This window comes from Sphingobacterium siyangense (assembly GCF_023277505.1).
Taxonomy (GTDB): Bacteria; Bacteroidota; Bacteroidia; order Sphingobacteriales; family Sphingobacteriaceae; genus Sphingobacterium; species Sphingobacterium siyangense.
In genome coordinates, this window is the sequence record NZ_CP080574.1 from 5876694 (window position 1) to 5888935 (window position 12242).

Annotated in this window: 8 protein-coding genes; all 8 read right to left on the reverse strand. The window is 44.8% G+C overall.

Annotated elements, in window-relative coordinates; translation table 11 throughout:
- Positions 1–77: 77 nt before the first annotated feature.
- Positions 78–2474 carry a glycoside hydrolase family 2 gene (locus tag K2F45_RS24790; protein WP_075994327.1) on the reverse strand — a complete coding sequence of 799 codons (2397 nt, stop codon included), beginning with the start codon at positions 2472–2474 and terminating at the stop codon, positions 78–80.
- A gap of 173 nt (positions 2475–2647) precedes the next feature.
- Positions 2648–3748 (reverse strand): glycoside hydrolase family protein, encoded by a 1101-nt coding sequence (locus K2F45_RS24795; RefSeq protein ID WP_075994328.1) that lies wholly within the window; start codon positions 3746–3748, stop codon positions 2648–2650.
- A 97-nt stretch (positions 3749–3845) separates the two neighbouring features.
- Positions 3846–6581, reverse strand: coding sequence for a family 78 glycoside hydrolase catalytic domain (locus tag K2F45_RS24800; RefSeq protein ID WP_248932597.1), 2736 nt, complete (start codon positions 6579–6581; stop codon positions 3846–3848).
- A gap of 39 nt (positions 6582–6620) precedes the next feature.
- Complete coding sequence (locus K2F45_RS24805) at positions 6621–8084, reverse strand: glycoside hydrolase family 28 protein (protein WP_248932598.1); 1464 nt, start codon at positions 8082–8084, stop codon at positions 6621–6623.
- Positions 8081–8962 carry a sugar phosphate isomerase/epimerase family protein gene (locus tag K2F45_RS24810; RefSeq protein ID WP_075994331.1) on the reverse strand — a complete coding sequence of 294 codons (882 nt, stop codon included), beginning with the start codon at positions 8960–8962 and terminating at the stop codon, positions 8081–8083. The genes K2F45_RS24805 and K2F45_RS24810 overlap by 4 nt, the downstream gene beginning before the upstream one ends.
- On the reverse strand, positions 8959–10371 hold the full coding sequence (locus K2F45_RS24815; RefSeq protein WP_248932599.1) for a glucuronyl esterase domain-containing protein: 1413 nt from the start codon (positions 10369–10371) through the stop codon (positions 8959–8961). Before K2F45_RS24815 ends, K2F45_RS24810 begins: the two co-directional genes overlap by 4 nt.
- Positions 10352–11500, reverse strand: coding sequence for a sialidase family protein (locus tag K2F45_RS24820; RefSeq protein ID WP_248932600.1), 1149 nt, complete (start codon positions 11498–11500; stop codon positions 10352–10354). The genes K2F45_RS24815 and K2F45_RS24820 overlap by 20 nt, the downstream gene beginning before the upstream one ends.
- 101 nt (positions 11501–11601) lie before the next feature.
- The gene (locus tag K2F45_RS24825; protein ID WP_248932601.1) at positions 11602–12240 is read right to left on the reverse strand and encodes a DUF3826 domain-containing protein; all 639 of its coding nucleotides are present in this window, start codon (positions 12238–12240) and stop codon (positions 11602–11604) included.
- Positions 12241–12242: the final 2 nt, after the last annotated feature.

A 12242-nucleotide genomic window follows, 5' to 3' on the forward strand; every position in this document is an offset into this window, starting at 1 on the left:
GATTTATTTGCGTAATGTGGTTATTTTTTTATTTGTTTAGATCCAGCTGTCTCTTTATCATAAATGAATAGCTGGACTTAGATCGTTATTTGTTTGTCACCTAAAGCCGAGCGGATGATCACAGTACAGGGTGTGTCGGCCATTTTTTGAATCATTCCCAATGCTTTTCCCTTAAATGTTTTTCTTTTGGGCTGATGTAAGCCCCTTAGATCGGCCTGAAATCCGTTATCGGTTCCGAGCACTTTCGCATTTCCCTTTACAATAAACTCAATTTCCTGATCATTGTGCAACACGGACTGTCCTGCCTTGTCCACCAGTTCTGCGGTCACAAAAAAAAGGTCTCGGGATTCTCCAGTGGCAAATTTTTCATGTTCCACAGAAACTTTTACTGCATGTGCTCCTGTAGCCGTGCGGACACTCGCTTCCTGAACAACTTTACCATCTCGTTTTTTAACGACTTTCAATTCCCCCTTTTCAAAGGGCACCTTCCAGCTGGCGTGCAGACGATCTGCGGTTTTAGCTGAAGTTCCCAGACTCTTTCCATTGAGAAATAGTTCGACATCATCAGCCTTATTATAATAGGCCCATACATCTACACTGTCGCCAGCTTTCCAATTCCAATGCGGTAAAAGATGAAGGACATCCTGGTTTGTCCATTCAGACTGATACATGTAGTACACATCTTTGGGAATACCAGCAAGATCAACAATACCATAATAGGAGCTCCTTGCAGGATAAGGGTAAGGAACAGGCTCCCCAAGATAATCGAAGCCGGTCCAGACAAATGTTCCCGCCAAAAAAGGACGGTTCTTAACCGCTAGCCAGGCTTTCTCATGGCTTGTACCCCAATAGGCAGCAACATTATCATAAGCCGAAACCGTAAAATCGGGATTACCATTGACGACATATTTGTCTTTTGATGATGCTGGCCATAGCTGAATCGTATCTTGCAACTTGTCGTATACCCCTCTAGTCTCTAGGGCAGAAACAGTTTCTGATGCCAACAGCGGTATATTTTTGAATTCTACAGGTAATTTATCATAATCTTCATGTTTGTAGTTGAAGCCCAGTACATCCAAAGCCTCTGCCTGTGCGATAAAATTCTTTACATAATTATTTTCGGTCAAGGCAGCAGTAACGGGGCGTGTTGGATCCAGAGATTTTACCAATTTGGCCATTTCTTGCGTTAAGGCAATACCCGTGGAGTCAAATTGTTCTCGGATTTCATTTCCGATGCTCCATAGGATAACCGAAACATGATTGCGGTCTCGACGCACCCATGTTTCAATATCCTTGAGGTGTTCCGTAGGAAAGTCAATGTGGTAGTCGAACTTATTTTTTCGCTTTTTCCACATGTCAAATGCTTCATTATAAACCAAAATTCCCATTTCGTCGCAAAGATCGAGTAACTCTTCTGCCGGTGGGTTATGCGCAGTGCGAATAGCATTGGCGCCCATTTCTTTCATCATGACAAGCTGCCTTTTTGCAGCGGACTTATTGAAAGCGGCCCCTAAAGCGCCCAAATCGTGATGCATGCAGACTCCATAAATCTTCAAAGATGCGCCATTTAAGTAAAAACCTGTTTTTGCATCAAACCGAATTGTCCGGAATCCGATACGCTTTTCAATTTGATCTTCAACTGTATTATTTTTATTTAAAAGAGTGAGTTGCACGCGATATAAATTTGGCGACTTTGGATCCCACAACTGGGGTTTTTCCACTTGAAGTGATGCATCAATATATCCATCTTTCTCAACCCCTGTTTTTTTCAGCAGCAGATTGCCATTGGGATCCCATACCGTAATTTGATATTTCTTCCCTGCAACTCCATTAGAACGGGACAGCTTGTTCAATTTGGAAAGTATTTTCAGCTGCCCCAGTTCACCATGGATTTCGGGCGTGGTGATAAAAGTCTCCTGCTCATCGAGGTGTACTGCGCTGCTCTTGATCAGGTAGACATCGCGGTAGATTCCGGAGCCCGAATACCACCTGGAGTTTGGCTGTTTACTATTATCCACACGGACAGCAATCCGGTTGGGCTGATTCCCAAACTTAAGGTGTGGCGTAAGATCCAGTGTAAAGGAAAGGTAACCATTGGGCTTTTTTCCCAAATAAACACCGTTGATCCATATTTCCGAGTAGCGATATATTCCGCCAAAGTAGAGTTGTATACTTTTGCCCTGATCTGCTGCCGGCAATTTAAATTCCTTACTGTACCAGCCAATTCCGCCCGGCAATGCTCCACCGGCATTTCCTGCGGGATAAGTAGCAGCAAAATCAGCGTTGATACTCCAGTCATGAGGCAGTTTGACCGATTCCCAGGCCTGCGGATTGATATCCTGCAGGCGGTAGCCCAACCGGTCCTGCAATGTAAAATGCCAGCTATCATTAAAGCTTATTTTGGCAGGTCCCTGTCCAGATACAAGTTGAAGCTGCAGTAAAAAGAGCATGGAAATAAAATAATGTAACTTCATGTTCAAATGGTGATTTATTAGCACCGCTTTCATTGCCGTCAATGAAAGTGTTGCCTATTTATTTATTAATCAATTTTAGGGTATTTATGCTACCCTAGTTTCAAAACTCAGGTGGAGAGGCCCTCCATAGATGATGATTGCCTAAGGGCTATTCTCGTTTTTGGTTTAAGATCTTAAAAATGCAGGTTACTCCGGCCTAAATCTTTAGAGGTCGCCAAGGCTATGCCGCGGTTACCTTTGCTATCTACGGCACAATAAAAGTGATAGACGATACCCTCCGTTTTCAATACAAAAGACTTGTGGGCATATTGCTGATCAAAGCTTTCACTTGATTCAATTAGGTTGGCGCCTTCCCAATCCGTCCAATGGATCAGATCTTTGGATGCTGCAAAGCGGTTAAATGCGCCCTTACGATCCTTCCAAAATGCCCCGAAATAGAACATTACCCAGGTGTCATGTATACGCTGGATCATGGGGTCGCCTGTGATACCCATGGGATGATGAACCACCGGATCTTTTTGAAAACGCTTCCAGGTTTTCATATCGTCAGATACGGCCATACCAATGCGTTCATACCAGCGGGTTGCCTTGTTGTTCGCCAAAGAATCGCCCACAGCATTGTAATACATCACAAAACGATGTCCCGTATTTTTATCAGGGTCTTCAATGACATAGCTTTTAAATAGCTTATGACGGTTTTCCCACCAAGAAACATCTGGGTCTGTACTGTTTAGGACTGGATTGGTCAGCTGCTGCCACTGGACGGGTTTGATGGGTTTCATACCGGTATAAGCGATTCCTATCGACAAAGGTTCAGGCTCATAACCTGCAGTAGAACCACCGAAATAGGACATCCAATATTTTCCAGCATAGGTATTGAGTTTATATTTTCCGGCCCATTTTGTATCAACCAAGGCATTGTAGCCTGCTCGCTGCTTGGCATCCCAGCTGCCGTCGGGTGCCACAGAGAGCTGTTTCCCCAGGGTCTTCCAATTCAGGAGATCCGAGCTCTGCGCTAACCAGGTCTCATAACCACTTCCATCAAATACAATATAGGTCATATACCAATATTTTCCGGCTTTGTATAGCGTTGGACAGTCCATCAGCTCACCTTTATGCTGCGGAACCAGCACGAGCCCGTACTTGTAAGGTGTCTTTACTTCTTGATAAATTTTTGTCATTTCCGCACTGGAAATTCTTTGGGCCTGTGCCCGAGATGTCCAGCCTGGCAATCCAAAAAACAGCAATATTAGTATTCTTTTCAGTTGTCTCATCTATAATCGTTATTCTTTCATCGTTGCTTTCAAGTCCCCCATGTGACAGCAAAACCATCGTCCATGCTACTTTTAACGACAGGGGGCTTGCTTGTTTTTACTTTGTGATGGTATATTTTCCGGAACCCAACTTCAGCTCTACCTGCTCCTTCGCAGACAACACGAGATCGGGGTCCAGCTGTTTTCCATTAACCAGATAGCTTCCTTTGGGCAATACCAAGGTACATTGGCTATTGACGGGGATCTCCAACTTGTACACTTCCGCTTGTTCCCGGTTAAAATAGATCTTCCCATAAGGGCTTCCAAAACTTATTTCACAATCCTTCAGCAGGTCCATCATTTTGGGCTCGATCCGAAAATTTTTAAATGCGGTAGAACCTGCAGCTTGCTGTATGCCACCCAGACCGGTATGAAACCATTCCATCAGGTGTCCGAGCATAAAATGATTATTGGAGACATTCGGGAGCCCCGCCCAGGATTCGGTCAGTGCTGTGGCACCTTTCCGCAGCTGATAACCATATCCGGGCCTGTCATCACGGTGATGCATGGCATAGATCAGGTCATCACGGTTGTTGGCCTGCAACACCTGCAACAGGTAACGATGACCGATATCTCCGGCCGTCAACGCTGTATCGTTTCGACAGACCGTTTTTGTTAATCTGTCAAAGACTGCCTGTTCAGCCTCCTGAGGTACTAAACCAACGTAGAGCGGCATGGCCAGCGCTGTCTGACTACCAGAGCCATAGCTATGCTCCTGAGGTCGATAAAATTGCTGATTGAACGCATTGAATACAGCCTGCTGTAACGTCTCGAATTTTTTGGCATCTTCTTTTTTTCCAAGCTGCGTAGCAATTTCTTTCATCAGTTTGAGGTCATAGTAATAGATTGCCGTAGCCGTGATTCCCGGGGTAGTCAGCTGGGAAACACCCGGACGCTCTGGTCCCAAATCATACCAGTCACCCAAGCCCTGTGTCAAAATATGGTCCTTCGCCTTGGAGCCCAAATAATCGATATAATGGGTCATCATGGCATAATTATCGGCAAGAAAAGCGTTGTTTCCATACCAGCGATAGGCATACCAGGCCAGGATAATCGAGCTGCTCCCCCACTCGGGTGAGTCCCTGAACATATCGCCCCCCCAGTCAAACTGTACATATTCGGGCGCTATTTCAGGAACCAGACCATCCTTTGTCTGAGATTGTCGCATATCTCGCAGCGACTTGGCAAACAGGCGTTCAGCATCAAAGTTAAATTGTACCGACGGCCCCATTAAATGTAACTGCTCCAGCCAGCCCAATTTTTCGCGGTGTGGACAATCGGTAAAGACACTGACCATATTACTCTTAATAGCCCAATTGATCAATCCATGGATCTGATTAAATAGCGTATCGGAGCTTTGAAAGCTTCCTACCTGCGCTGTACTATTCCGGATATGGGCCAACTGTATCGCATCCATCCGAACCGCTTTGCTACCGGCAGGATGTAACTGAACTTCGGCATAACGAAATCCATAATACGTAAAACGTGGCTGCCAGGACACAGCCCCATCTTTTGCAAAAATATATTGATAATAATAGGGGCTTCCTGAATGTTTTTGACTAGGGCGTCCATCCGCTGTCAGCAATTCGGCCGGATACACCCGTACGGTATCACCAGCTTGCCCGGTCATTTGCATGGTGACTATGCCTGATGCATTCTGTCCAAAATCATAGGTGATCCGTTTCCCCCCATCAGCCTGCTGAAATCCAACAGGTGCGAAGCGCTGCATAATTTTCACCGGATCGATATCCTGTGCCCGTAGATGTGGTCCATCCGTTATGACCGCTTGCTGCCAGTTCCGGTCATCGTAAGCAGGAGCTGACCAATCCTCATGCAAAATTCGTGCATCATAATCCTCGCCCCCATACATGCTGGAAAAAGTAATTGGCGACCGATGTGTTTTCCAGTCGGCATCACTAACGATGATTTCTTGCGTCCCGTCCGTGTAGGTATTGACGATCTTAAGTTTGAGCTTTGGCAGGCCAAAAGCAACTTTATGTTTTTGAAATCGGCCTTTAATTGGTGGGATATAATAAAACCCATTTCCTAATAGGGCAGCGATAGTATTCTTTCCCTGTTGCCAGGCTTGGGTAAGATCGTAAACCACATAATAGGCTTCTTTGTCATATTTTGTCCAACCCGGCTGTAGCACTGCATCATCTACCCGCTTGCCGTTCAATAGCAACTCGTAATGTCCCAAGCCTGCCACATAAGCGATTGACGAACTGATCTTCTTTTTCACCTGAACTGATTTCCTGAAAACCGGAAGGTCGTAAGTTTTATCCAACCGAAGCTTACTGGAGCTTAGTGGCAGTGGATTGACCAACGAATCCGGTAATATATCTTTAGCAATCCATCGGGCATTCCCCCAATCTTCTGCATTCAGCAATCCCGTATGAAATCGTTGTACCGCGCTTCTGGCTGTCTCGTTTTTATTATCACGAACGTGTATCCTGATGTAATAACTTGTACCTGTAACTAAAGGGCTTCCCTGGTATAACAAATTTAGGGATTGTTCTGTCGCTACCCATTGGGAATCCCAAAGTATATCCTGTTTTGCAAAACGAGTGCTTTTACTGATCCGGATACGATAAGCTTGTTGTTGTACATCAAATTTATCGCTGTGCAATTGCCAGCTAAATGAAGGTTTTAATGTATTTATACCCAATGGGTTTTCGCGTCCTTCTATCAAAACACGCGTTACTGATAACTTGGCCATACCAACTATGGGCATAGCAAGCAATAACAGAAAAATGCTTCCTAAAACGATTCCCTTTTTTACAATATTCTTCATTCTTTTTCTTTTTTCCCCGACTGTATTCATATCCAACTATTAAGGCGCTTCAGTCATCACGCGGACACGATCCTGTATCAGTCCCGAAACATTGATTGTCGAAACGCTGGTATCTTTACACACAAAAACACTATTTTTAATCTTGATATTTTTAGCATCTTTAATCGACAAATACCGGTCACCGCGTCCGAAAACACGATCAATAGATACGTTTTCCAAAACAGACTCCGGAATACCTTCAATCTTAATACAGTTTTTAGCCGCATCAATATATATATCCTTTATTTGGATATTCGAGAAACGTGGTGTCAGAGCATTCTTCTGAACTTCGAAATCACGGCTAGCTTGATTGCCTACATGTTGGGCCTGTCCCAGCATATCCCAGCGTAAAGCTGATTCGACCTCCTGCATCCGGATACGCTCAAAGTAAATATCAGATCCGCCACCACCCCGTGGCCTTCTCGTCTTAAAACGGATACCAACATTGGTTTTTCCAAACACACAGTCATGGACATACACGTGCTTGGCCATGCCGGCAGTCTCACTACCGATCGTAAACCCACCATGACCTTTTTCCGAAAAACAATAGCGGACAACAATATCCTGCGAAGGTCTGTTCACCCGCAGTCCATCATATCCACGTCCTGCTTTCACGGCAATGCAGTCGTCGCCGGTATTCAGAGTACAGTACTCCACAAGTACACGGTTGCATGATTCAATATCGATCCCATCCCCACGTGGTATACCCATAGAATGGATGCGGACTCCACGGATCACGACATCCTCACAATAAGTGGGCACGATATTCCAAAAAGCCGTACGCTCGAGCGATACACCTTCAATCCAGACCCTTTTGCAGTTAATGGGCGCAATGAGTGCCGGTGGAAAGATGAAATCTGCGGTCTTCCCATCGTAAATCCGCTGCTCAACAGGCGTATTACTGTCGACAATATTTTCAATGACGTCATGCGTCATGGTTTTATTCCGGACGTTGCCTTCACCGGGGCCAATAATTCTACCTGATCCCGTGATGGCAATGTTTTCTGCCCCATTGGCGTAAATACAAGCCCCCAAACTATATAATTCTACCCCTTCGTTCCGTGTAAACACCACAGGCAGAAAATCATTAATTTCATTCTTAAATTCCAAAACGGAACCTTCATCCATTTTTAGATTAATATGGGATTTTAGCGTAATACGTCCTGTATGGTGGTGTCCTTTCAGTACTAACGTACCTCCTCCATGAGCTGCAAGCTGATCGAGCTTACCCTGAATATCGTCATTCGGCCATACCGTATCTTGTCGCATCGGAAATGTTGGCCGCTGGACATTCCATGCCGTAAAAGGGGATTGCACCTTTTCTGGCTCAGCGGGCATCTGTCCAGCCCCTACCTGATCGGAACGCAACAGTATCTTATTCAGCCGCTTTCCAATCGGAAGACTTCGACATCCCTGCATGCCCATTACTACCACTACAAGCGATATTATCCAGTTTAATTTCATTGAAACACCTGTTTTACGTAACGTGTATTTGCACCAAAATTTTCTTTGACGGCACGTGGTGATAGATTAGCATCGCGAGATCGCTCGATCACGAGCCAACCGCGCCAGCCCATACGGTCCAAGGTCCGTTTTACCAAAGGCATATGCAGTCGTTTGTTATTTTCGAGCCATACACCATCTTCATCCGTACAGTGAATCTGACAGATCCGCTTCTTTCCTAAAATAGTCAGCTCCTGAATCAGATCACGCCCTTCTTTCAACGGATTGGAAAAATTAAAATAGATTTGGATATGTTTGGACCCAATTTCCTTTAAAAGCTCAACCTCAGCTTTTGCATCCAATGCTGTTTCAATCCCGATGATCACACCGGCCTTTTTTGCCATTTCACCTACTATACGAAGACGCTCGACGATAGCAGGTCGCAGTTCGGGATATTTAACCAAGTCGCACGTCACGCCTAAAGGCAAAAAAGCCACTTTAACCCCCATTTTCTGACAAGTGTCCAAACAATCCCCTACCATCTGCTGATAAGTCGGCCGCGTAGCAAAAGACTGTGCATAAAAGCCGGTCATGGCCAACGAACAGATCGTTATTCCGGTTTCCTTTGCTTTGTCAAGAAAGGCCTTCCGTTGCGCAGGATCGCCCAACTTACTATCGAAAGTAATCCGGTTGCCCAATCCGCCCATATCAACTTCCAACCCATCCGCTCCTATTTCTTTTGCCAGGTCAAATGCACTTAGTTTTTGCCGCTTTAAAATCATCAGATCAATTACGGCGACATTGTAACGCTGCTTAGGTGCGGCAAAGACAGCAGAAGGCAGCGCTGCTACACCAATTAAGGCCAAGGTATCGCATATAAATTTTTTTCGGTTCATCATAGTTCAATCTGATATGATTTTAACAATGCTTTCAATTGTTCCATCCCACGAATCGCGTTTTTTGGTAAGTTTTCCCCCTTCTTTCCAAAACTGTATAACAACTCCTCTGGCTCGATCTGAATACCGGTCTCCGCGATGTTATCGGCAGCTTTCGCTTGATCCAAACGAAAATGATCTAGCAGGAATTTGTAGAGCGCCTGTCTTTTGTTATAGCCAAAATCATGACCTTCCTCAGGAAAATGTGCGTGTCGTACCTGATTTTGCTGCCCATAATATCCGTATATCCTTTGCAGGTATGGAAAATCGTTGATAGCAGTCTCCTTCGTCCAATCCTGACCATCGGAGATGATCAGCTGTGGTTTGGGCGCTGTCATCGCAGCCAGTTCGACATTATTGGTCCCGCCACAGACAAAATGCACGGGCAGTCCACTCTCACAGGGACATCCACCAAAGAAGTAGGAGGACATCGCCACGACAGGAGCCACCAACGTAAAGCGATCGTCTAAGGCAGCCATCAAAATACTGTGACTACCACCACCCGATCCGCCACTGATTCCTATTCGCTTTTGATCTACCTGTGGCAAGCTGGTTACGTAATCTAAAATACGTTCAGCGCCCCAGGTCTGCATCAACATGGCTTCGCTGCTGCGATGATCTGAACCAGCAAACTGCAATAAAGACTCCCCCCAGGCAAATAGGTCATAGCTTACAGCCATACAGCCCAGTCGAGCCAAGGTGATAAATCTCTTCTGCGCATCCGAACGATACCGCTGCTGTGGCCAATGACCGTCAGGAGATAATACCACAGGAATGTTTTTCTTCTGTTTGAGCGGAGAATAGATACTGCCATTGATATAGACCCCTGGTATAATTTCTAAGGCAAAATTCTGAACTTGGTAGTCCGCATAGCGACGTACCCTGCCCAATCGAATGGGTTGATTCGGTATACTTTTCAGCTTATCCCAGTACATCGCTTGTCTCAACGCAACACGCAATTGATCTTTTCTCTTTTCCCAACTTGCCTTATCCGTATATTTTTTGGACAGTAAGCTCAGAAAATCCCAACCCTCCTGTGGTTTCCAGCGGTTGTATTCGTATGATTTTAATTTATAGGTATCGGGCTTGGCTTCCTCCTGCAGTTTAAAACCCAATGGATACAGTAGATTGATTTCTGTGCCCACAAGATCTGCCCTAAACTTCCAAGGTGCGTAGTCCACCATAATGTCTTTGACATTGCGTGGATCATATTTGATCTTGACCTGATACCGTTCTTGCATCATTGCCAGAACTTTTTCCAGGGGCTGCTTAAATTTATGTTCATAATTGAGTAAGCTGTCCTGCCCCTGGACAACAAGCGAGACAAAAAACAAGCAGACTGCACAAACGAACTTAATCTTCTTCCTTAACATATGCATTAGGGTCTGGTTTTTTATATCCTTTTTTTGTTGGCCAGATGCCATCCTCAATCGGGATTAACTTCACTTTCTTCGGATCTACGACGACATGTTTCATTTTCTTTCTACGCCAGGTATAGCCAAAATGCAATAGCCCATCTTTGGTTTGAATCACTGCGGGATAAGAATACTGACTGATTGGCGAATCCTCAAGTATAAGTGCGGCCTGCCACTGCTTGCCATCTTTGGAAAAAGCCACATTCAATGGTGTACGCGCCCCTTTGGCTAAGTTACCTTCCGGAAGCACGTGGTTATACACCAGTACATGCCGACCGTCTTTCAATGTTACAGCATCTGTACCCGAATTATTATTGGGGAGCGTCGTTTTTTCCAGTGGGGTCCAATGTTCGCCCCAGTCCTTAGACCAAGATGTTACGACCGCACGGTTGCGTGTGCGCGCCAATATTTGCAACTGACCATTTCCGTGATCAAGTATGCTCGGTTGTATGGCATCCAGATTATCTGCACCACGGGCGATTGGACCTATTTTGCGCCAGGTCTTACCAAAATCCGAACTCGCTTCAAAATGTATGTTCCAGCCACTTCCTTCCGTACTGGAAGGACTCAGCAGGGTGCCATTTTGCAAAAGAACAGGCTTATTTTTCACCGGTCCAATAAAGCCTTCAGGCAACTTTTCGGCAGCAGACCAGGTCTTACCGCCATCTTTGGAGCGTTTGAGCATGCCCCACCATTCCGATGGTTTAGGCCCAATTTTATAGAATAACAAGAGATCTCCGTTAGGTATTTGATATAAAACTGGGTTCCAGGTCGGCAAGCGCTTGCCATCCGGTTGTACACCATCCGCTGCCGACACTGGCGCTAACCAGTTGCCGTTTTCAAATCTGCTCACATAGATCTCCACATCGGGATGACGTTCTTTCGTTCCACCAAAAAAGGCATAAACCAAACCTTGGTCTGTCTCTGCCATGGTAGCGGAATGGCAGGAAGGGAAAGATGCCGTATCATAAATAAACTCATCTTTTATGACCCCTTTTTGCCATTTTTTTAATGTCGGATTTTGTCCGTAAGAACTCAAGGAGCATAAAAACAATAGGGCTGTTGCCAATTTGATCTTTATCTTCATCTGTTTATCGATATTTTATACGTATGCATCTTAACTGTTTTTTCCCCTGCCAACGCATACGATGTTTGTTTTTTATTGGAACTGATTTGGTAAACTCAAGTCTATTTTTGTTGCTTTTCTTTTTCGGATTTTACCTTTGCCACATAATCTTTGAATAATTGACGCCAATTGCGGCCGTTGGCATTTAAGTAAGCTTCACATTTATTTTTGTAAATTTCAAAAATGGCAGAAACTTGCTTAATCCCTTTATAATCTATTGCTTTTTCGCGGGCTTCTTCTAAATTTTTACGGATGGTCTGTTCCTCAACTGCTGTCAGATCTGGGACAATTGCCTTATATCCTTTTAAGGTGAAATCAACTTTTCCGATCGTGTATTTGTCCAAGATAAAAGCAACCTGTTGCTCTTCAAGCTCTTGACGCAAACCAGCCATCAAGTTGTTGTGTATAGAATCGGGCTGCGCTGAATCTGCAATAATGGAACGATCCATATCACTTAATTTTTCGCCCGTGTACGGATTTATTCCTGCTGGAACAGTACTAATCGGATGGCTATTATGCCACTCTTTCACGGCTATCAAATGGTTCAAGATCAAGCTTTTGATCTTTTCTTCTTTTGCAGGATTGGCAAGCTTGAGCTCTGCAGTCCACTCCTGCGATTTTTTCTGCTCCGTTGAATTGTCCTGTGCATACAAACTCAGTGCAAACAAGCTGAGGATAAAGATTGACAAAGTCTTTTTCATAT